The 21,613-nt window shown below is 70.8% G+C and carries 20 protein-coding genes; 6 read left to right on the forward strand and 14 right to left on the reverse strand.

What is annotated here, in order from left to right; genetic code table 11:
- The first annotated feature begins 61 nt into the window (after positions 1–61).
- Together IEX37_RS06285 and IEX37_RS06290 are read left to right on the forward strand one after the other, a co-directional pair.
- Complete coding sequence (locus IEX37_RS06285) at positions 62–1,891, forward strand: AMP-dependent synthetase/ligase (protein ID WP_188755376.1); 1,830 nt, start codon at positions 62–64, stop codon at positions 1,889–1,891.
- A gap of 237 nt (positions 1,892–2,128) precedes the next feature.
- Positions 2,129–2,491 (forward strand): DUF1801 domain-containing protein, encoded by a 363-nt coding sequence (locus IEX37_RS06290; RefSeq protein ID WP_188755377.1) that lies wholly within the window; start codon positions 2,129–2,131, stop codon positions 2,489–2,491.
- 131 nt (positions 2,492–2,622) lie between these two features.
- Here the strand turns inward: IEX37_RS06290 and def are convergent, their stop codons facing one another.
- The 3 genes from def to IEX37_RS06305 form a co-directional block, all read right to left on the reverse strand.
- A complete protein-coding gene (gene def / locus IEX37_RS06295; protein WP_188755378.1) occupies positions 2,623–3,114 on the reverse strand; it encodes a peptide deformylase in 492 nt (163 codons plus the stop codon).
- On the reverse strand, positions 3,111–4,967 hold the full coding sequence (locus tag IEX37_RS06300; protein ID WP_229663111.1) for a nucleotide-binding protein: 1,857 nt from the start codon (positions 4,965–4,967) through the stop codon (positions 3,111–3,113). Before IEX37_RS06300 ends, def begins: the two co-directional genes overlap by 4 nt.
- Before the next feature lie 61 nt (positions 4,968–5,028).
- A complete protein-coding gene (locus IEX37_RS06305) occupies positions 5,029–8,436 on the reverse strand; it encodes a pyruvate carboxylase (RefSeq protein ID WP_188755379.1) in 3,408 nt (1,135 codons plus the stop codon).
- A 105-nt stretch (positions 8,437–8,541) separates the two neighbouring features.
- Between IEX37_RS06305 and IEX37_RS06310 the strand changes: the two genes are divergently transcribed.
- Complete coding sequence (locus IEX37_RS06310) at positions 8,542–9,354, forward strand: ParA family protein (RefSeq protein WP_188755380.1); 813 nt, start codon at positions 8,542–8,544, stop codon at positions 9,352–9,354.
- A gap of 301 nt (positions 9,355–9,655) precedes the next feature.
- Here the strand turns inward: IEX37_RS06310 and IEX37_RS06315 are convergent, their stop codons facing one another.
- The 3 genes from IEX37_RS06315 to IEX37_RS06325 form a co-directional block, all read right to left on the reverse strand.
- Complete coding sequence (locus IEX37_RS06315) at positions 9,656–10,198, reverse strand: MerR family transcriptional regulator (RefSeq protein ID WP_188755381.1); 543 nt, start codon at positions 10,196–10,198, stop codon at positions 9,656–9,658.
- Between the two features lie 117 nt (positions 10,199–10,315).
- Positions 10,316–11,017 (reverse strand): transcriptional regulator FtsR, encoded by a 702-nt coding sequence (ftsR, locus tag IEX37_RS06320; protein ID WP_188755382.1) that lies wholly within the window; start codon positions 11,015–11,017, stop codon positions 10,316–10,318.
- A complete protein-coding gene (locus IEX37_RS06325; RefSeq protein ID WP_373286252.1) occupies positions 11,017–11,514 on the reverse strand; it encodes an FHA domain-containing protein in 498 nt (165 codons plus the stop codon). Before IEX37_RS06325 ends, ftsR begins: the two co-directional genes overlap by 1 nt.
- Positions 11,515–11,631: 117 nt before the next feature.
- Here IEX37_RS06325 and IEX37_RS06330 point away from each other — a divergent pair, with 117 nt between their 5' ends.
- Positions 11,632–12,303, forward strand: a complete 672-nt coding sequence (locus tag IEX37_RS06330) for a copper resistance CopC family protein (protein WP_188755383.1) — start codon at positions 11,632–11,634, stop codon at positions 12,301–12,303.
- A 9-nt stretch (positions 12,304–12,312) separates the two neighbouring features.
- Positions 12,313–13,710: a dihydrolipoyl dehydrogenase gene (gene lpdA / locus IEX37_RS06335; protein WP_188755384.1), complete on the forward strand. Its 1,398-nt coding sequence runs from the start codon at positions 12,313–12,315 to the stop codon at positions 13,708–13,710.
- A gap of 166 nt (positions 13,711–13,876) precedes the next feature.
- Here lpdA and IEX37_RS06340 read toward each other — a convergent pair whose 3' ends face one another.
- From IEX37_RS06340 to IEX37_RS06375, 8 genes are all read right to left on the reverse strand, one after another.
- A complete protein-coding gene (locus IEX37_RS06340; protein ID WP_188755385.1) occupies positions 13,877–14,512 on the reverse strand; it encodes a CYTH domain-containing protein in 636 nt (211 codons plus the stop codon).
- Positions 14,509–14,739, reverse strand: a complete 231-nt coding sequence (locus tag IEX37_RS06345) for a response regulator (RefSeq protein WP_188755386.1) — start codon at positions 14,737–14,739, stop codon at positions 14,509–14,511. The genes IEX37_RS06340 and IEX37_RS06345 overlap by 4 nt, the downstream gene beginning before the upstream one ends.
- Positions 14,740–14,820: 81 nt before the next feature.
- On the reverse strand, positions 14,821–15,858 hold the full coding sequence (locus IEX37_RS06350; protein ID WP_188755387.1) for a YihY/virulence factor BrkB family protein: 1,038 nt from the start codon (positions 15,856–15,858) through the stop codon (positions 14,821–14,823).
- A 76-nt stretch (positions 15,859–15,934) separates the two neighbouring features.
- Positions 15,935–16,405: a prepilin peptidase gene (locus tag IEX37_RS06355; RefSeq protein WP_188755446.1), complete on the reverse strand. Its 471-nt coding sequence runs from the start codon at positions 16,403–16,405 to the stop codon at positions 15,935–15,937.
- Positions 16,406–16,478: 73 nt separating this feature from the next.
- Entirely contained in the window at positions 16,479–16,955 is a 477-nt protein-coding gene (gene smpB, locus IEX37_RS06360; protein ID WP_188755388.1) for an SsrA-binding protein SmpB, read from the reverse strand.
- Between the two features lie 109 nt (positions 16,956–17,064).
- Positions 17,065–17,976 carry a permease-like cell division protein FtsX gene (ftsX, locus tag IEX37_RS06365; protein WP_188755389.1) on the reverse strand — a complete coding sequence of 304 codons (912 nt, stop codon included), beginning with the start codon at positions 17,974–17,976 and terminating at the stop codon, positions 17,065–17,067.
- Positions 17,973–19,016, reverse strand: a complete 1,044-nt coding sequence (gene ftsE / locus IEX37_RS06370; RefSeq protein ID WP_188755390.1) for a cell division ATP-binding protein FtsE — start codon at positions 19,014–19,016, stop codon at positions 17,973–17,975. Before ftsE ends, ftsX begins: the two co-directional genes overlap by 4 nt.
- 89 nt (positions 19,017–19,105) lie before the next feature.
- Positions 19,106–20,518 (reverse strand): sugar porter family MFS transporter, encoded by a 1,413-nt coding sequence (locus tag IEX37_RS06375; protein WP_188755391.1) that lies wholly within the window; start codon positions 20,516–20,518, stop codon positions 19,106–19,108.
- A gap of 52 nt (positions 20,519–20,570) precedes the next feature.
- Between IEX37_RS06375 and zapE the strand changes: the two genes are divergently transcribed.
- Positions 20,571–21,593: a cell division protein ZapE gene (gene zapE, locus IEX37_RS06380; RefSeq protein ID WP_188755392.1), complete on the forward strand. Its 1,023-nt coding sequence runs from the start codon at positions 20,571–20,573 to the stop codon at positions 21,591–21,593.
- Positions 21,594–21,613: the final 20 nt, after the last annotated feature.

Raw genomic sequence — 21,613 nt, forward strand, 5'->3', positions numbered from 1 at the left:
AGACGGCGCCATACGTCTACAATCGAGGGAACCCGACCATCCCGGTACCGAAGGAGCTGCCGTGATCGAGTTCTCGACACCTGCGATCGTGCCCGCCGACCCCGACGCGAACGTCGCCGATCTGCTCGTCGAGCGAGCACGGTCGACGCCTGATCGCGCGATCTTCGGCGTGCCGGACGGCGACGGCTGGCGCGATGTCACCGCGCGGGAGTTCGAGCGCCAGGTCATCGCCCTCGCGAAGGGCTTCGTGTCCGCCGGCATCCAGCCGGGCGACAAGATCGGCTTCATCGCGAAGACCACGTACCAGTGGACGCTGGTCGACTTCGCTCTCTTCTACGCCGGCGCGGTCATGGTGCCCGTGTACGAGACAAGCTCGCCGTCGCAGCTGCAGTGGATCCTGTCCGACTCGGGCGCCGTCGGCCTCATCACCGAGACCGCGGCGCACCACGAGACGTTCCAGAGCGTGCAGGACGAGCTTCCGCTCGTGCGCTCCGTATGGCGCATGGACGAGGGGATCATCGAGCGCCTCACTTCCGAGGGCACGGGTGTTGCGGACGAGGAGATCGAGCGCCGCCGCCGCCTCGCGAAGGGCTCGGACATCGCGACCCTCATCTACACGTCCGGCTCGACCGGTCGCCCGAAGGGCTGCGTGCTCACCCACAGCAACTTCGTGGAGCTCTCACGCAACTCGGCCGAGGCCCTCGCGGAGGTCGTGCACCAGCCCGGCGCGTCCACCGTGCTGTTCATCACCACGGCGCACGTCTTCGCCCGTTTCATGTCGATCCTCTACATCCACGCGGGTGTCAAGACCGGGCACGAGCCCAACACCAAGAACCTCGTCAAGACCCTGGGCTCGTTCAAGCCGACACTGCTGCTGGCGGTGCCGCGCGTGTTCGAGAAGGTCTACAACTCGGCCGAGCAGAAGACCGAGACGGAGGGCAAGGGCAAGATCTTCCGCGCGGCAGCCCACACCGCCGTCGAGCACTCGCGCCGGCTGCAGGACGGCGAGAAGATCGGCCTGGGCCTTAAGCTCCGGTTCCGACTGTTCGACAAGCTCGTCTACTCGAAGCTCCGCGCGCTCATGGGCGGTCGCGTCACCTACGCCGTCTCCGGATCGGCTCCGCTCGGTCCGCGCCTCGGCCACTTCTTCCACAGCCTCGGCATCAAGATCCTCGAGGGCTACGGCCTCACCGAGACCACGGCGCCCGCGAGCGTCAACCTGCCCGACCTCATCAAGGTGGGCACGGTGGGGCCCGCACTGCCGGGTGTGAGCATCCGGGTCGCCGACGACGGCGAGGTGCAGGTCAAGGGCATCAACGTCTTCCGCGAGTACTGGAACAACGCCGAAGCGACCGCCGAGGCGTTCGACGGAGAGTGGTTCCGCACCGGCGACCTCGGCTCGCTCGACGAGGCCGGATATCTCACGATCACCGGTCGCAAGAAGGAGATCATCGTCACGGCCGGCGGGAAGAACGTCGCGCCCGCGGCCCTCGAGGACCCGATCCGCGCGAACCCGATCGTCGGACAGGTGGTCGTGGTCGGGGACAAGAAGCCGTTCATCTCGGCGCTCGTGACCCTCGACCCGGAGATGCTGCCCGCATGGCTGGCGACGCACGGCGAGAGCCCCGACCTGACGCTCGAGCAGGCCGCCAAGAACCCCACGGTCCGCGCCGAGATCCAGCGCGCGATCGACGAGGCGAACAAGCACGTCTCGCGCGCCGAGTCGGTCCGCAAGTTCGCCGTGCTGGGAACCGAGTGGACCGAGGCGACAGGGCACCTGACGCCGAAGCTGTCTATCAAGCGCGCCGAGATCACGCGCGACTTCGCGCGCGAGATCGAGGAGCTCTACTCCGAGCCCGTGAGCACGACGAACATCTCCGTCCCGGGCTGACCGGACCCGCCCGCCGACGGGCGGGTCCGGAGCTCGGTGGCGAGCTCCTGCTATCGTGAACGCGGCACCCCGTGTGCCCCTCGCGCAGTCGATGACGAAGTGCTCGTCTGACACATTCGCGGAGAGGACTGGCATCGGCCAGGACATGTCCGCGGTGGAGATTGCGCAACCGCCCCTGATCGGGTCGGTTGTGTTCACCATGCCGCGAATGCGGCGCGAGAGAAGGGTTTGCTCCCCATGTCCCTGACGAAAACGGACAAGACGGCCAAGGACGCTCAGGCGGTCCTCGACAAGATCGCCGGATGGCCCGAGCCTTACGCGACGATCGGCGCGCGGCTGCACGAGACCATCCTCGATGCCGGACCGAAGCTCAAGCCCCGGATCTGGTACGGCATGCCGGGATACGCCACCGCTCGGAGCGCGCCGGTCCTGGTGTTCCTCCGCCTCGACGACGGAGTGATGTCACTGGGGCTGTCGGAGAAGGCGAAGGTGGAACGCGAGCCCGACACGACCCTGCGCCCCTGCGCATGGTTCCTCGAGGAGATCGACGAGGCGACCCTCGCGAAGGTCGGCGAACTCGTGCGGACCGCGTTCTCTTGAGGTAGGAGTCGCCGGCTCAACGCGCCTTCGGCGCATTGAGCGGAGCGAGAGGGAGGTTTCGACTCGCTGCGCTCGCTCAACCTTGACAGTCGCCGGCTCAACGCGCCTTCGGCGCATTGAGCCGGCGTCTGTCAAAACCAGTCGGACTCGCGGATGGCGCGCATCGCCTTGGCGCGCTCCTCCTTCGGCAGGCGCTGCACGTAGACGACGCCGTCGAGGTGATCCGTCTCGTGCTGCAGCATCTGCGCCATGAGGCCCTCCCCCTCCAGCACGACCTTCCCGCCGTCGAGATCGATGCCCTCCACCCGCGCGTACGGGTGGCGCAGCGCATCGTGCCAGAGGCCCGGCACCGACAGGCACCCCTCCCCCGTCGGCTGCGCCTCGCCGCGCACCTCGACGAGGCGCGGATTGAGGATGTACCCGATCCGCTCATCGACGTTGTAGCTGAACGCCCGCAGGCCCACGCCGATCTGCGGCGCCGCGACCCCCGCGCGGCCGGGCAGCGCGACCGAATCGAGCAGGTCCTGCACCAGCGCGCGGATGCCGTCGTCGATCGTCTCGATCTCCGCGCACGGCGTGCGCAGCACCGGATCGCCGTACAGGCGGATCTCCCGGGCGGTCACGCCGCCTTCCCGCTCTCGCGCAGCCCTTCGACGACGCGAGCCGCGATCTCCCGCGCCGCCTGCCGCGTGGCAGGGCGGAGCTCGCGGAACGAGATCACGCTGCCCGTCGCGAGCGCCGGGTCGTACGGAAGGTGCATCACGGCGCGCACGCGGCTGGCGAAGTGGGCGTCCAGCTCGCCGAGCCGCACGATCGGCGCCCCTGGCGCCTGCTGGGTCAGCACCACGACGGCGTCTCGCGCCTGCTGCTCGTAGCCGTTCGACTCGAGCCACGTCAGGGTCTCCGAGGCCAGGCGCGCCTCGTCGACGCTCAGGCCCGACACGATGATGAGCTGATCCGCCAGCTCGAGCGTCGCGCCCATCACCGAGTGGACGATGCCCGTCCCGGTGTCCGTGAGCACGATCGAGTAGTAGTGGCCCGCCACGGCCGCGACGTCCCGGTAGTCGTCGTCGCCGAAGGCCTCCGCGATGCGCGGATCGGCGTCGGAGGCGAGCACGTCCAGCCGTGTCTCGTCGCGCGCGACGATCCCCGAGATGTCGTTGTAGCCCCTGACCTCATCGCGCATCCGCACGAGATCCCTCACGGTCCTGCTGCTCTTGCGGCCGATGCGGTCGGCGAGCGTGCCGCGATCGGGGTTGGCGTCGACCGCGATGATGCGGTCGTCGCGCGCGTCCGCGAGCGCCATGCCGAGGAGGGTCGTCACGGTCGTCTTGCCGACGCCGCCCTTGCGGCTCAGGACGGGCACGAAACGCGCGCCGCCCGGCAGCGCGGCCGCGATGCGCGCCGTGAGCTCCTTGCGCTCACGCGTCCGGCGGCTGTCGCCCAGGTTCACACGGCCGCGGGTGAGGGAGTAGACGAGGTGTCGCCACGGGTCCTCGGGCTCCGAACGGCTGACCCGGTTGGGATCGAGCAGTCGGTCGGGCGTCAGGAGGTCGCTCGACTCCCGCTCGGCGCTGGCTCCCAGTTCGCCCAGTCGCTTCGACGTCAGCTGTACCTCCGTCCGGGGGCGTGCGGGGGCCGGCGAGAGCGTACGCTCGGACCGCCCCGCGTCGGCCGCTGCGTCGTCCTCGCGGTTCTTCTCGGACTCCGTCATCGCCTCTTCCTCCACCGGATCGGTCTCCGGCTCCCCGCCGTCGGCGGACGGCGCGGCAGCCATCGGCGTCGCGACATCCTCTCCCGACGCGGACTCGTCGTGGTGCGCATCGGTCTCGAAGCCTGTGGACGCCGCCGCCGACTGCGGTGCGGCGACGGGCTCCCCGGCGTCGGTGGGCTCCGCCGAGACGGGCGTCTCCTCGTCGTCCTCGGCAGGCGGCGCCTCGTCGGCGCGCTGCCCCGCCTCCGCGGCTTCGGGCTCGTGATCGGGCTCGTCGTCGTCCTGCCGGCTGTCCCCCTGCGGGTCGCGATCCTGCTCTTCGGCAGCCGGTTCCTCGCTGCCGTGGCCGCCCTCATGCACGACGACCGCGTCCTCGATGCCGTGCTCGTCCGCGTCCGCAGCTTCCCGCGCGGCGCTCACGATGCCCCCGTCGATCTCGCCCGTCATCGCGGGCGACTCCTCCTCGGCATGCGGCGGTTCGTCGCCCGGCTCCCCGTCCCGGTCGACGGCACCCGCCGCGGCGTGCCCGCCGGGAAGCTCGATGACGATCTCGCCGCGACGCACGTCGTCGGGGTTCAGCCCGTCGTCGATGACCTCGTCGTCCGGCTCCTCGACGACGTGCGGAAGCACCACCCGGACCTGCGCGGTGTGGGGGCTCAGAATTCCGATCGCCGTCGTGTCGACGCCGGCGTCGGCGAGGACGCCGTGGTCCTGCCCCTCCGCCGGATCTTCATCGGGGTCGGTGGTGATGTTCTTCGTCACAGCGGGTTTCACTCCATTGGGCCACGCCCGAGGGACGAGTCCCTCCCGCCCCTTGCTCAGATTACTGGCCGGGATTGACGACGACCAAAAGGTCGCCCGCGTCCACCTGCTGCGCGGCGCCGATCGCGAGGCGCTCCACGACGCCGTCGACGGGTGTCGTGATCGCGGCCTCCATCTTCATCGCCTCGATCGAGGCGACCGCCTGACCCGCGGTGACCCGGTCGCCCTCGGCCACCTTGAGCGTGACGACACCCGAGAAGGGAGCCGCCACCTGACCCGGCTTCGAGGTGTCGGCCTTCTCGGCCGCGTGCACCTCCACCTCGATGCCGCGGTCGCGCGCCGCCACGGGGCGCAGCTGCCCGTTGAGCGTCGCCATGACCGAGCGGATGCCCTTGTCGTCGGGTTCGCCGACCGCCTCCAGCCCCACGTAGAGCTGCACGCCGCGCTCGATCTCGACGACGTGCTCGCCGCCGGGCTCCAGGCCGTACAGGTAGTCGGCCGTCTCGAGCACCGACAGATCGCCGTACGTCTCGCGCATGCTCTCGAACGCCTTGGTGGGCTGCGGGAACAGGAGGCGGTTGAGCGCGGCGCGGCGCGTGGCCGAGTCGGCGGCGAGCGCCGCCTCGTCCTGTGCCTCGAGCGGCGTGACCGGGGGACGCGCCGTGCGACCCTCGAGGACCTTGCTGCGGAACGGCTCGGGCCATCCGCCCGGCAGGTCGCCCAGCTCCCCCGCCATGAAGCCGACCACCGAGTCCGGCACGTCGTACTTGTGGGGGTTCTCGGCGAAGTCCGCCGGATCCGCCCTCACCGCGGCGAGGTGCAGCGCGAGGTCGCCCACGACCTTGGACGACGGCGTGACCTTCGGCACGCGGCCCAGGATGTCATCGGCCGCCGCGTACATCTCCTCGATGAGCTCGAAGTCGTCCGCGAGTCCGAGAGCGATCGCCTGCTGGCGGAGGTTCGACAGCTGACCGCCGGGGATCTCGTGGCGGTAGACCCGGCCGGTGGGGCCGGCGAGGCCCGACTCGAACGGGCGGTACAGCTGACGCACGGCCTCCCAGTACGGCTCCAGATCCGTCACCGCGCGGAGGTCCAGGCCGGTGTCGCGCTCGGTGTGCGCGAGCGCCGCGACCAGCGCCGACAGGGACGGCTGGCTCGTGGTGCCCGCCATGGGCGCGGCGGCGGCGTCGACCGCGTCCGCTCCCGCCGCGCTGGCGGCCAGCAGCGTGGCCAGCTGCCCGCCCGGGGTGTCGTGCGTGTGCACGTGCACCGGCACGTCGAAGCGCTCGCGGAAGGCGGAGACGAGTGTGGCCGCGGCGGCGGGCCGCAACAGCCCCGCCATGTCCTTGATGGCGAGGATGTGGGCGCCGGCGTCCACGATCTGCTCCGCCAGGCGCAGGTAGTAGTCGAGCGTGTAGAGGTCCTCCGCCGGATTCAGCAGGTCGCCGGTGTAGCAGACCGCCACCTCCGCGATCGCCGTCTCGCTCGCGAGGACCGCGTCGATCGCCGGTCGCATCTGCGACACGTCGTTGAGCGCGTCGAAGATCCGGAAGATGTCGATGCCGGATGCCGCGGCCTCCTGCACGAAGGCATCGGTCACGCGCGTCGGGTACGGCGTGTAGCCGACCGTGTTGCGCCCGCGCAGCAGCATCTGGATGGCGACGTTCGGCAGGGCCTCGCGGAGGCTGTCCAGGCGCTCCCAGGGATCCTCGCCGAGGAACCGGAGGGCGACGTCGTAGGTCGCCCCGCCCCAGGCCTCGACCGAGAGCAGCTGCGGCGTGAGGCGCGCGACGTGCGGGGCGACGGCGAGGAGGTCGCGCGTGCGCACGCGCGTCGCGAGCAGCGACTGGTGGGCGTCGCGGAACGTCGTCTCCGTGACCGCGAGAGCCGTCTGCGCGCGCAGGGCCTGCGCGAAGCCGGCGGGACCGAGCTGCTGCAGCCGCTGACGGGAACCCTCGGGCGCGGGGGCCGCGAGGTCGACCGCGGGCAGCTTCTCCCGCGGGGAGATCGAGAGCGGCCTCTCCCCGTGCGGCTTGTTGACCGTCACGTCGACGAGCCAGCTCAGGATCTTCGATCCCCGGTCCTTCGAGACCCGGCCCGCCAGGAGCTGGGGGCGCTCGTCGATGAACGCGGTCGACAGGTCTCCGACCGAGAACTCCGGATCGTCGAGCACCGCCTGCAGGAACGGGATGTTGGTGGAGACGCCGCGGATGCGGAATTCGGCAAGCGCGCGGCGGGCGCGGGCGACCGCGGCGCCGAAGTCGCGCCCGCGGCACGTGAGCTTGGCGAGCATCGAGTCGAAGTGCGGGCTGATCTGCGCGCCCGCGGCCGTCGTGCCGCCGTCGAGCCGGATGCCCGCGCCGCCCGGCGAGCGGTACGTCGTGATCTTGCCGGTGTCGGGGCGGAAACCCTGTGCCGGATCCTCGGTGGTGATGCGGCACTGCAGCGCGGCACCGCGCAGCTTGATCGCGTCCTGCTCCAGGCCCAGCTCCGCGAGGGTCTGGCCGGCGGCGATGCGCATCTGGGACTGCACGAGGTCGACGTCCGTGACCTCTTCGGTCACCGTGTGCTCCACCTGGATGCGCGGGTTCATCTCGATGAACACGATCTCGCCGGCCCGGTCCCCCGCCGTCTCGAGGAGGAACTCGACCGTGCCCGCGTTCTCGTAGCCGATCGACTCGGCAAACGCCACGGCGTGACGGTGCAGCTCGGAGCGGATCGCGTCGTCGAGGTTGGGCGCGGGTGCGATCTCGACGACCTTCTGGTGCCGGCGCTGCACGGAGCAGTCCCGCTCGAACAGGTGCACCGTCGCGCCGGTCTTGTCGGCGAGGATCTGCACCTCGATGTGCCGGGGCCGGACGACCGCCTGCTCGAGGAACATCCGCGGGTCGCCGAACGCGCTCTGCGCCTCGCGCATCGCCTCGGCGAGCGCCGGGGCGAGCTCGGCCTTGCTCTCGACGCGGCGCATGCCGCGCCCACCGCCGCCCGCGACGGCCTTGGCGAACAGGGGGAAGCCGATCTCGTCCGACTGGGCGACGAGCGCGTCGACGTCGTCGGAGGCATCGGTCGAGCGCAGCACGGGCACGCCCGCCTTGATCGCGTGCTCCTTCGCCGTGACCTTGTTGCCCGCCATCTCGAGCACCGTCGCCGACGGCCCGATGAACGTGATGCCCGCATCGGCGGCCTTCTCCGCCAGGTCCGGGTTCTCGGACAGGAAGCCGTACCCGGGGTAGATCGCGTCGGCGCCGCACTCCCGCGCGACGCGGATGATCTCGTCGACGTCCAGGTACGCACGGACGGGGTGCCCCTCCGTGCCGATCCGGTACGCCTCGTCCGCCTTCAGCCGGTGAAGGGAGTTGCGATCCTCGTGGGGGAACACGGCGACCGTGCGGGCCCCCAGCTCATACGCCGCGCGGAACGCTCTGATCGCGATCTCTCCACGATTGGCCACGAGGATCTTGGCGAACATACGCCCCCTTCAGCAGTGAGTGCGGCGGAGCCATGAGACGATTCGCGCCGGCGACCTGGGCCGGGCGACGTGGTTCTCAGCATAGGGGAGGTAACGTAGGGGACTGTGCACGTACTCAGCGTCAGTTCCCTCAAGGGCGGCGTCGGCAAGACGACCGTGACTCTCGGTCTCGCCTCTGCCGCCTTCGCGCGGTCGCTGCGCACGCTCGTCGTGGATCTCGACCCCCAGGCCGACGTCTCCACGGGCCTGGACGTGCAGATCGCCGGGCGCCTCAACGTCTCCGACGTGCTGACCAGCCCCAAGGAGAAGATCGTCCGTCAGGCGATCACCTCGAGCGGGTGGACGCGCGTGCACGACGGCGTGATCGACGTGATGCTGGGGAGCCCGTCCGCGATCAACTTCGACGGCCCGCACCCCACGGTCGCGGATGTCTGGAAGCTCGAGGAGGCGCTCGCCTTGATCGAGAGCGAGTACGACCTCGTGCTGATCGACTGCCCGCCGTCGCTCAACGCGCTCACGCGCACCGCGTGGGCGGCCAGCGACCGCGTGATGGTGGTCACCGAGCCGGGCCTGTTCTCGGTCGCCGCGGCCGACCGCGCGCTGCGTGCGATCGAGGAGATCCGCCGCGGCCTCTCCCCCCGGCTGCAGCCGCTGGGCCTGGTCGTCAACCGTGTCCGGCCCCAGTCGGTCGAGCACCAGTTCCGCATCAAGGAGCTGCGCGACATGTTCGGCCCGCTCGTGCTGGAGCCGCAGCTGCCCGAGCGCACCTCGCTGCAGCAGGCCCAGGGCGCCGCCAAGCCGCTGCATGTCTGGCCCGGCGAGTCCGCCCAGGAGCTGGCGGCCGACTTCGACGCGCTGCTCGACCGCATCATGCGCGCGGGCCGCATCGAAGACCCCCGCGAGACCGTCGCGGAATAGCGCGCTCTTCCCGCCTCCGGCCGGTCGCACTCGGCTTCGTCTCCGCCGCTACGCGGCTCCGCTCAGCCCGTTTCGACTCCGCGGCTCCGCCGCTCCGCTCAACGAGCACCCAAAACCCGTACCCCTACCCACCGACCTCAACCCGGTGCGAGCGCGAAGCGCGAGCGTGCGGGCGCGAGTGCGCCCGCCACCAGGCGCGCAGCGCCGGCGCGCTGAAGCGAAGCGCAAGCGCCTCCCCCGAGGAGCGGCCCCTCGGGGCCCGACGAGCGGGAGGAAAAAGAAACGCGTGGGAGAAAGAGAATCAAGCCGTGCGCTTCGCGCGGCGTGCGGCGAGCTCGTCCACGGGGTCCGGGGCGGCCGGGTCGAAGTCGACGAGGGTGGCTTCCACCTCGTGCAGCACCTTGCCGACGGCGATACCGAAGACGCCCTGGCCGCGGCTGACGAGGTCGATGACCTCGTCGTCGGAGGTGCACAGGTAGACCGAGGCGCCGTCGCTCATGAGCGTGGTGCCTGCGAGGTCGCGGATGCCGGCGGCGCGGAGCTGCTCCACGGCGGTGCGGATCTGCTGCAGGGAGATCCCGGTGTCGAGCAGGCGCTTGACGAGCTTCAGCACGAGGATGTCCCGGAAGCCGTAGAGGCGCTGCGATCCGGAACCGGATGCGCCCCGCACCGTGGGTTCGACCAGCTCGGTGCGCGCCCAGTAGTCCAGCTGGCGGTAGGTGATGCCCGCCGCGCGGGCGGCGACGGCGCCGCGGTAGCCGGCCTCCGGGTCGAGGTCCGGCAGGCCGTCCGTGAAGAGGAGGTCGGTCATGCCGTTGTCACCGGAGTGATCGCCAGCGTTCATCTTGTCCTCCTCGTATGCCCTGGTTCCTCCACCGTATGGGAGCCCCCGAGCACCGGCAACGACATCCGCGGATCGCCCGCGGCGTGTCGCTCAAGCGTTACCAACGGGAGATCAATGCTACGGCAGGAGGCGCCCCAGCGCGTCCTTGATGAAGATCGCGCGGAGGTCTTCGAGCCGCGCCGCGACCTCGGGCGCGAGCTCGCTCGCCTTGGCCCGCGACGTCGCGTCGGGTCGCTTGAGCAGCGCAGACAGCGCCGACTCGACGAGCGCGACGTCGCGCTCAGCGCTCTGCCGCAGGCCGCGCACGTGGCGCGGCTCGATGCCGTGGCGCTCGAGCGCCACGAGCGCCCGCATGAGCGCCAGCGCGTGGTCGTCGTAGTGATCGGCGGGCTTCAGCAGTCCCGTGCTGACGGCGTCGTTGAGCAGCTGCGGTCCCGCGCCCGAGGCGGTCAGCAGCTCCTGGCGGCTGTGACGACGGACGGCGGGATGGATCGAGGGCGGCGGCACCTGCGGGGTCGCGGGCGAGCGCCCGGCGTCGATGTCGTCGAGGTACTCGCGGATCACGACGAGCGGCAGGTAGTGGTCGCGTTGCAGCGTGAGCGCCAGGCGCAGACGCTCGAGGTCTGCGGGGGCGAACTTGCGGTACCCCGCTGCCGTGCGCTGCGGTCGGACGATTCCCTGCACTTCGAGGAAGCGGAGCTTGCTGGAGGTCAGCGCCGGGAACTCTGGAGTGAGCTTGGCGAGCACCTGACCGATGCTCAGCAGCCCCGCGGGCGCTTTCCGATCGGAAGAAGGCTCGCGGGCGGCGGCCGCCGCCATCAGCCGCCCTGCTCCGTCCGGTCGAGGGGCGAGGCGAAGAAGTTGAGGCGGAACTTGCCGATCCGCACCTCGGCGCCGTCCGTCAGCACCGCGCGGTCGACCCGTTCGCCGTTGACGTACGTTCCGTTGAGCGAGCGCTGGTCGACGATCTCGAAGGACGTCTTGTGCCGCGTGATCTCCGCGTGACGACGCGACACCGTCACGTCGTCGAAGAAGATGTCGGCCTCGGGGTGCCGCCCGGCCGTGGTCACGTCGGAGTCGAGGAGGTAGCGCGCACCCGCGGTCGGGCCGGAGCGGACGAGCAGCAGCGCGGATCCCGACGGGAGCGCACCGATCGCGTCCCGCTCGGTCGCGTTGAGCTCTCCCCGGAACGGCACGAAGGACAGGTCCGAGTCATGTCCGAACGTCTGGGTCGAGTCACCCGAGCCGTCGTGGCCGAAACGCGTGGTGTCGCCGTCACGATGGATCGGCGAACCGGCACGGTTGGTCTCTGACACGTCACCCTCCTTCTCCCCCCAGCCTAGCCGATCCGCATCCCGGCGCGAGCGCCGATCCGGCATCCCGGCATCCCCCTGCGGGGTCACGCTCAGGTGTTCGGCGGTAGGTTCGGGGCCATGGCTTCCGCACGCTTCCCCAGACTGTCCCGCCTGCTCGCGCCCGCGGCCGCTGCCGCGGTCGTCGCGTCCCTCGCGCTGGCCTCCCCGGCCGCCGCGCATGACACCCTCATCAGTTCGGATCCCGCCGAGGGCTCCTCGGTGACGGCGATGCCCGAGGCCGTGACGCTGTCGTTCTCCGCGGCGCTCATCACGATGGGCGGCGACGAGACCGTGGTGGACGTGCTGTCCCCCTCCGGCGAGAACCTCTCCGAGGGCTCGGCCGAGGTCGACGGGGCCGTCGTGACGCAAGCGGTCGCCGCGCCGACCGAGACGGGCGAATACACGGTCAACTGGCGCGTCGTGTCGAGCGATGGGCATCCGACGGACGGCACGTTCTCCTTCTCCCTCGAGGCGGTCGCTCCCCCGGCAGAGGAGCCGTCGGCCCCCACGACTCCCGCCACCGAGGAGCCCGCGGCCACCGACCAGCCGGAGACCCCCGCCACCCCCGCGCCCGATGCGGAGACGCCCGCTCCTGACGGGGACGCGGACGACGCTGCGGGTGGCGACGCGCTCCCGTGGATCCTGCTCGGGATCGTCGCCCTCGCGATCGTCGGAACCCTCATCGCGCTGCTCGTCCGTCGCGGACGACCGGGCGCGCGCGACGACTCCGCGGACCCCACCGGGCGATAGGCTGAGGGCATGGCTCATTACGACGTCGTCATCCTCGGCGCGGGTCCCGGCGGTTACGTCGCCGCCGTGCGCAGCTCGCAGCTCGGGCTCAGTGTCGCGATCATCGAAGAGAAGTACTGGGGCGGGGTCTGCCTGAACGTCGGGTGCATTCCGTCGAAGTCCCTCCTCAAGAACGCCGAGATCGCCCACACGTTCACCCACAAGGCGGACTTCTACGGCATCTCCGGCGATGTGCACTTCGACTTCGGCGCGGCGTTCGACCGCAGCCGCAAGGTGGCCGAGACGCACGTCAAGGGCATCCACTTCCTGATGAAGAAGAACAAGGTCACCGAGTACGAGGGCCGCGGCACCTTCACGGGCCCGAAGGCCATCTCGGTGGCCAAGGCGGACGGCTCGGCCGAGGAGATCACGTTCGACAACGCGATCATCGCGACCGGTTCGAAGGTGCGCCTGCTGCCGGGCGTCGAGCTGAGCGACAACGTCGTGACGTACGAGGAGCAGATCCTCTCGCGCGAGCTGCCCGAGTCGATCGTGATCGTGGGCGCCGGCGCGATCGGCATGGAATTCGGCTACGTCCTGTCGAACTACGGCGTCAAGGTCACGATCATCGAGTTCCTTGACCGCGCCCTGCCGAACGAGGACGCCGAGGTCTCCAAGGAGATCCAGAGGCAGTACAAGAAGTACGGCATCGACATCCTCACCTCCACCAAGGTCGAGAAGATCACCGACAACGGCTCATCCGTCACGGTCGAGTACTCGGCGAAGGACGGCCAGTCCGGATCGATCGAGGCCGGCAAGGTGCTCATGTCGGTCGGATTCGCGCCGAACGTCGAGGGCTTCGGCCTCGACAAGACGGGCGTCAAGCTCACCGACCGCGGCGCGATCGAGATCGACGACCACATGCGCACGAACGTCGAGGGCATCTACGCCATCGGCGACGTGACCGCGAAGCTGCAGCTGGCCCACGTGGCCGAGGCGCAGGCCGTGGTCGCCGCCGAGACGATCGGCAAGGCCGAGACCATGACGCTGGGCGACTACCGCATGATGCCGCGCGCGACGTTCTGCTCGCCGCAGGTCGCCAGCTTCGGCCTCACGGAGGAGCAGGCGCGCGCCGAGGGCCGCGAGATCAAGGTCGCGAAGTTCCCGTTCAGCGCGAACGGCAAGGCGAACGGCCTGGGCGAGCCGGTCGGCTTCGTCAAGCTCATCGCCGACGCCGAGCACCTCGAGCTCATCGGTGGCCACCTCATCGGCCCGGACGTCTCGGAACTGCTGCCCGAGCTCACGCTCGCGCAGAAGTGGGACCTCACGGCGCTCGAGGCCGCCCGCAACATCCACACGCACCCGACCCTGTCGGAGGCGCTGCAGGAGGGCTTCCACGGCCTCGCCGGCCACATGATCAACATGTGAGTCGCCCCGCGCACGAGAAGGCCCCCGGATCCGTTCCGGGGGCCTTCGTCGTCTGCCGGTGTTGTGGCGCGTGGCGCGGCCTCGGTCTCGACTCCGCGGCTGCGCCGCTTCGCTCAACCCGTTTCGACTCCGCCGCTGCGCGGCTCCGCTCAACGAGCGGGGGCCCTCAGTGGCCGAGGGCGCGGGCGAGCTTGGACGCGGAGAGCGCGGGGCGGGCTCCGGCGGCGAAGGCCGCGTCGGCCACAGCGGTGAAGAAAGTCTCGCGATCGGCGGCGTCGGAGGGCGCGGCGGGGCCGAGCTCGACCTCCCACTCGTGCCATTCGCGCTCCGTGCCCTGGCGCAGATCACTGGTGCGCACGTGATCGTCGACGAACTCCGCGAGCACGGCACCGTCGGCGTCGAGGAGCTCGTAGGCCGTGCGGTCATTGACGATGCGCGCAAGCGGCGCGAGCGGCGCGGTCGTCCAGGGCGCGATCTCGGCGAGCACGGCCGCGGGCGGTTCGTCCGACTCACCCAGCGGCCACCCCAGCTCCGTGCGGGCCCCGTCGATCAGGGGCCCCTTGATGTGCCAACCCGCGTCGGGGCCGCCGGTGCGCCGGCGCAGGGCGACGCCCGCGCGCGCGAGAGCCAGGTCCTCGGTGTCCAGATACAGCGCGTCGAGGTGCCGCCGCTCCCCCGCGCTGACGGAGGCGACGCCGGGGACCTCGGTCCACGTGGGCACCGGTGCCCCCGCGTCGACGTCGAACTTGCGCTCGATCTCGACGAAGCGCGAAGGCTCGCGGCCGCGGTCCGGCGCGCTCACGCGCCGGGGTGGCGGTCGTCGCCGATGCCGATGTCGTTCTCCTCACCGGCGTAGCGGAAGGAGACCTCCGTCGGGCCGTCGGATTCGCCGGTGTGGGCGGGAGCGCCCTCGCGATCATAGATGATCTGTCCGTCCGAATAGGGCAGGATCAGCTGATCGAGCTCGGGCGATTCCAGGGGCAGGACCTGACCGTCGAGGGGTCCGCCGTGCAGTCGTGCGATGGCCATGACCCCACCATAAGCCGGGTCTCCCGTCGCGGCACGGTGCGGCCCGGGGGCTGGCGCGAGCGTCCGGATCGCGGTATGCGGTCAGCTCCGGCTCTCCCGGATCTGCTCCTGGTCCTTCGCCCGTTCCTCGTCCTCCGCCTCGCGCGCCTCGCGCAGGGCGTCGACGGCGAGCTGGACCTCGCGCTCGGCACGCCGCACGCGGCGCTGCGCGAACGTCTCGGCCGCGAAGCGCGCCCGCACGCGATCCTGCTCCTCCTCCACGCCGACGATGATGTACGCGCACGCGATGAGGATCACCTGCGCCGACAGGTTCACCCACAGCAGCAGCGCGATGAGCGACGCGAACGACGCCAGCAGCGGGTTGTTCGTCGCACCCCCGACGAACAGGCCCGACAGCTGCTGCAGCACGGTCAGTCCGATGCCGCCGATCACCGCGCCGCTCCACAGCGAGCGCGCGGACGGGCGCAGCCCCGACAGCATGCGGAACAGCAGCGCGATGAGCACCGCGTCGAGCACGAACGTCACCAGCACGGTCACCATCCGCGTCGCGATCGGGGCGAACCCGCCGTCGTCGGCGCCGATCCATCCCAGCACGGTGCCGACGAAGGCGGAGCCGAGGAAGCTCGTCACCGCTGCGGCCAGGAGCACCGCTCCCATGATCACGGCGAACAGCAGGTCGCGCAGGATCAGCAGGACCCCGGGGACGCTCTCGTGCGTCGTGCCGGCCATCATGCGGATCGCCTGGCGCAGCACCCCGATCACCCCGATCGCGGCGATGATGAGGGCGACGAGCGATGCGAGACCGGCGATGGTGAAGCTCGCGGGCTGGTCCAGGTCTCCGGGGCGGATGATCCCGTCTTCCCCGCCGATCAGGCCGGGGACGACGTTGTCGACCGCGTCGATGAGCGCCTGCCACAGCTCCGGACGGCCCGCGAGCCAGATCGCCGCGACCGAGAAGCCCAGCAGGACGCCCGCGAAGATCGAGAACAGCGCGCGGTAGGTCACGCTCGAGGCGAGCAGCGGGCCCTTCTGCTCGGCGTACAGCAAGAAGGCCCGCACCGGCTTGCGGGCGAGCGCCCACGCGATCAGCACCTTCACCCGCGCCATGATGCCCGCCATGCCGCAAGGCTAGCGAAGCGCCCCGTCCGCCCGCAGTCGCTTGACATGGACGCCGGCCCCACCCTGCGGCGGACGCTCAGGTGACCAGCAGCGCCGCCCAAGCTCCCACGATCATCCACGGGCCGAAGGCGATGTGCGTGTCCCGCCCGGCCCTCCCGGCGAGCATCATGACCGTCGCGAACGCCGCACCGAGCACGAACGCCGCCCCCGCTCCGACGACGAGCGGCATCCATCCGTGCCAGCCGAGGAACACCCCGACCAGCGCCGCGAGCTTGACGTCTCCGCCGCCGAGACCGGCCGGGTGCGCGGCGCGCAGCGCGAGATAGAGCCCCATGAGCGTCAGCCCGCCGAGCGCCGCCCGCCCCGCCGGCTGCAGGTCCCCCGCCATCGCGGCCGCCACCGCCAGCAGCGCGGTCAGCCCGATCGCCGAGGGCAGCACGATCCGGTCCGGCAGGCGATGCTCGAGGATGTCGACGCGGATGAGCACGAGGCCCACGACGAGGAACGCGGCATGCGCGGTCGCCACGATCGCCTCGCCCGCCCCCATCCCGGCCACGCCCGCCCCCTTTCGCGGCCAGGATAGGCACGGGGAGGCTGCGCTCGGGCGCGGCTGTGGAGAACTACTCGCCCAGGCGATTGCGGGTGCGCATGGCCCGCTCGGCCTCGCGCTTGTCCTGCCGCTCGCGGAGGGTCTGGCGCTTGTCGAACTCGCGCTTTCCCTTGGCGACGGCGATCTCGACCTTCGCCCGCCCGTCGAGGAAGTACAGCCGGAGCGGCACGAGCGTGTACCCGCCGGCGGAGACGGCGTGGCTGAGCCGCACGATCTCGTCCTTGTGGAGCAGCAGCTTGCGCGTGCGCTTCGAGGAGTGGTTGGTCCACGTGCCCTGCGAGTACTCGGGGATGTGCACGGCGTCGAGCCACGCCTCTCCCCCGTCGACGTACGCGTACCCGTCCGACAGGTTCGCACGGCCCTGCCGCAACGACTTCACCTCGGTGCCGGTGAGCACGAGCCCCGCCTCGTACGTCTTCTCGATCGAGTACTCGTGCCGAGCGCGACGGTTGGTCGCGATGACCTTCTCGCCCTTCTCCCTGGGCATGTGCTCACCTCCCTCTGTTGCGAACGGGTCCCGTCTCGCGCGGGACAGCCTTCCACCCTACCGCCTCCCGGCGCGCGGCTCCTCCTGCGACCGCGGGGGCAGCAGGGGGCTACGCCCGCAGCCAGCGCCGGATCGCGAAGCCCGCGGACAGCGCCGCGAGGGCCACGCCGATCGCGATGACCACGGGCACCACGAGGAAGGCCTCGCGCATGCCGACCCAGGGGATCGTCGCCATGCCCTGGCTGAGGTAGCCCTCGACACCGAACCTGACCCCGGCGAGCACCGCGCCGCTGGCGAGGAGCGATCCGATGAGCGATGCCACGACGCCCTCCAGGATGAACGGCGTCTGGATGAAGCGGTTGGAGGCGCCCACGAGCCGCATGATGCCGACCTCGCGGCGGCGGGCGTAGGCCGACAGGCGGATGGTCGTGGAGATCAGCAGCACCGCCGAGATGAGCATGAGTCCGGCGATGCCGACCGCGACGTACGTGGCGATCGTGAGCGCGGAGAAGAGCGGATCGAGGTACTCGAGCTGGTCCGACACCTCCTCGACGCCGTCCACGCCCGCGAAGGCCTCCACGATGACGTCCGACTGGGTCGGATCCAGCAGATTGATGTGGAAGATGGCGCTGGTCTGCTCCTCGGTGAGCAGGCGCGCGTAGTCCTCGCCGAAGTTGGCGAGCAGCGACTCGTACGCCTCCGCCTGCGACTCGTACGAGAAGTGCTGGATGAGCGGCGACAGCGTCGGGCCCTCCAGCTCGGCCTCCACCGCCGCGATCTGGTCCTCGTTGGCCACGCCGCCCGTGCAGGTCTCGGTCACGGAGATGGACGAGCACATGTAGACGTCGACCTGCGCCCGGTCCTGGAAATAGTCGCGCATGGTGCCGATCTGGGCCTGCATCAGGATCGCGGCGCCCACGAAGGTGAGCGAGACGAACGTGACCAGCACGACCGAGACGACCATGGACGCGTTGCGTCGCAGGCCGTTGAGCACCTCCGCGAGGATCAATCCCACCCTCATGATGTCGGGCCCACCTCGTCGTCGTTGCTCCGCAGCCCCAACCGATCCGCCATGCCGAGCTCCGCGACGTCGACGTCGGGGCGCGGCACGGCCGCTGTCGGCGGCTCGGGACGAGGATCGTCCTGTGCGGCAGGGACCGGCTCGGGCGCCGTGGGAGCCGTGGGCTCGGAGGGCTGCGGGGAACCGGTGGGCTCGGCCGCCGGCGCGGGCGAAGCGGGCGCCCCCTCGCGCGCGGGGGTCGGAACGGCTCCGGTCGCGTTGCCGCTCACCTCGCGCTGCAGCTCGAGCACGGCCGTGAGTGCGGCGACCGCCGCGGCTCCCCGCTCGACCTGGGGCTCGAGCGTCTTGATGCCCGAGCGGTCGCCGTAGCCGCCGTGACGCTCGTCGCGCACGAGCTGGCCGTGCTTGAGCTCGATGACGCGGCGCTGCATCTGGTCCACGAAGTTCGCCTCGTGCGTCGCGCACAGGATCGTGGTGCCCGAGGCGTTGATCCGCGCGAGGAGCTGCATGATGTCGACCGAGGTCGCCGGGTCGAGGTTGCCGGTCGGCTCGTCGGCGAGGAGCACCTGCGGCCGGTTGACGAGGGCGCGCGCGATCGCGACGCGCTGCTGCTCGCCGCCGGACAGCTCGTGCGGCATCCGCTTCGCCATGCCGGCGAGCCCCACGAGCTCGAGCGCCTCCGGGACCGCCTGCTTGACGAAAGCGCGGGAGGATCCGATCACCTGCAGCGTGAATGCGACGTTCTGGAAGACGGTCTTCGACGGCAGCAGCCGGAAGTCCTGGAACACCGACCCGATGTGCCGGCGGAAGTACGGCGTGCGGCGGTTCGACAGCGACTTCGTGTCGCGCCCGAGGACCACGATGCGGCCCTCGCTCGGGAGATCCTCGCGCAGGATCAGCCGCAGGCAGGAGGACTTGCCCGACCCGGACGCGCCCACGAGGAACACGAACTCACCGCGCTGCACCTCGAAGTCGACGTCGTCGAGGGCGGGTTTCGCGGTCCCCCGGTATCGCTTTGTGACGTGTTCGAACCGGATCATGGCGTACCGAGCCTAAGCGCCCGGTCACGCCATCGTCCGAGCGACACCCCCGCATGGCCGGAGCGCTGCCGCCACCGAGCGGGAGCGCCTCAGCTGCGCATGTCCTCCAGCTCCATGCCCTTCGTCTCCCGCACCTTCCACAGCACGAACACGAACGACGCCGCGGCACACACCGCGTAGATCCCGTACGCGAACGACAGGCCGATCTCGCTCAGGACCGGGAACGTCGTCGAGATCACGAAGTTGGCCACCCACTGGGCCGCAGCCGCCACTGCGAGCGCGCTCGCGCGGATCCGGTTCGGGAACATCTCGCCCAGCAGCACCCACACGATCGGCCCCCACGTCGCGCCGAACCCGACGACGAACAGGTTCGCGGCGACCAGGGCGATGACCGACCACGGTGCCTCGAGATTCGCCGTGGTCGAGCCGTCCTCGGCCGTCACGAGCTCCGCGAAGGAGAAGGCCACGGCCATCGTGCCGAGCGCGACGGTCATGATGACGGATCCGACGAGCAGCATGAGGCGCCGCCCGACACGGTCGACCAGCACGATCGCCACGATCGTGACGAGGATGTTGGTGACCGACGTGATCACGGATGTCAGCAGCGCGCTCGACTCGTCGAAGCCGACCGACCGCCACAGCGTCGTCGAGTAGTAGAAGATCACGTTGATGCCCACGAACTGCTGGAACACCGACAGCAGGATGCCGACCCACACGATCGGCTTCAGCCCGAGCGCCGGGCCGAGGATGTCGCGCAGCGACTGCCGGCGCTCGGTCTCGAGGGAGTCCCGGATCTGCTGGATCTTCAGGTTGACGTCCTGGGAGCCCGTGAAGTCGAGCAGCACCTGCGACGCCTTGTCGTACCGCCCGCGCAGCACGAGGTAGCGGGGCGATTCCGGCAGCCGCAGCGACATGACGCCGTACACGATTGCGGGGATCGCCTCGATCATGAACATCCAGCGCCAAGCGGGCAGGCCGAACCAGAGCACCTCCGCGGCGCCGCCCGAGATCCCGGCCAGCAGCGCGTTCGAGAGCAGCGCGACGAAGATGCCCGTCACGATGGCGAGCTGCTGCAGCGATCCCAGCCGACCGCGGATGCGCGCGGGCGACACCTCGGCGATGTAGGCAGGCGCGATGACCGACGCGGCACCCACGCCCAGGCCGCCGACGACCCGCCAGACGATGAGGTCGATCACGCCGAACGCGAATCCGGATCCGATCGACGAGACGAGGAACAGCCCGGCGGCGACGAGCATGACCGGCACGCGCCCCCAGCGATTGGCCATCGCCCCCGCGAACCACGCGCCCACCGCGCATCCCAGCAGCGCGCTCGACACGGCGAAGCCCGTGAGCGCGCCGTCGAGCGCGAAGTCCCCCGCGAGCGCATCCACGGCGCCGTTGATGACGGCCGTATCGAAGCCGAACAGGAAGCCGCCCAACGCAGCGGCGATCGCGATCCCGGTGACCCGCGCGTTCAATCGGCGGTATGTCGTCTCCCCCATGCCGTCGAGCCTACGGCCGTCCCTCGGCCTCCGTGGGGCAGACTGTCCCTCGATGCCCACCACCGCCCGCGCCCGCGACACCGCAGCTGCCCAGGTGTTCCGCGGGGTCACGGAGGCCGCGATCGAGGCCGCCGCCCGCGCACAGGGCATCGCGCTGGATGCCGCGCAACGCGCCGCCGTCCCACGGATGCTGAGGCCCGCGCGACGGCACGTGTACCTGCACGGACCCGCGGGCCGCGGCAAGACCTGGCTCATGGATGCGGCCTTCGCGGCCGCGCCCACCGCCCGCAAACGCCGGATCCACTTCCACGATTTCTTCCCCGAGCTGCACGCCGCGATCTTCCGGCACCGGCACGACCTGAACGCGGCCCTCGACGAGCTGCTGCGATCCCCCGACGGCGACGGGCACGTCGAGCTGCTGTGCTTCGACGAGTTCCACGTGCACGACGTGGCCGACGGGGTGCTCATCCGACGCCTGCTCGCGGCCCTCGCCGCCCGCCCGGTCGCGATGGCCGTCACGTCGAACTACGCACCGGAGCAGCTTCTGCGGCATCCGCTCTTCCACGCCACGTTCGAGCCGGCGATCGCGGAGATCCGCGACCGGTTCGATGTGATCGTCGTCGACGGTCCCCGCGACCATCGCGCGCACGCAAGCCACGACCGCGGATTCGCGGCGGGAGCCTGGGTGACCGGGGCAGCGCCCGGCCGCTCCGGCGATGGCGTCGTGCTCCGCGTCGCCGAGCGCGACGTGACCGCGCGGGCCCTGTCCGAGCATGAGCTGCACGCCACGTTCGACGATCTGTGCAGCGAACCGCTCAGCGCGCGGGAGTACGCGGCGCTCGCCCGGCTGCGCTCGCAGTGGCTGATCACGGCTGTGCCGCCGCTCGAGTCGCTCGCAGCGGCGCCCGCGCAGCGCCTCGCCAATCTCGTCGACGTCGCCGCGGACCGAGGGGTGCGGGTCGAGTTCCACGCCGCCGGCGAGCCCACAGCGCTCGCGGACGCACCGCATCCCCCGCTCGACCTCGCGCGCACGCTCAGCCGGCTCGGCTCTCTGCGCCGCGTCGTCGCCTCCTGAGCGCCACCCGGCCTGTGAGC

This window comes from Microbacterium album (assembly GCF_014643695.1).
In the GTDB taxonomy this organism is placed as follows: domain Bacteria; phylum Actinomycetota; class Actinomycetes; order Actinomycetales; family Microbacteriaceae; genus Microbacterium; species Microbacterium album.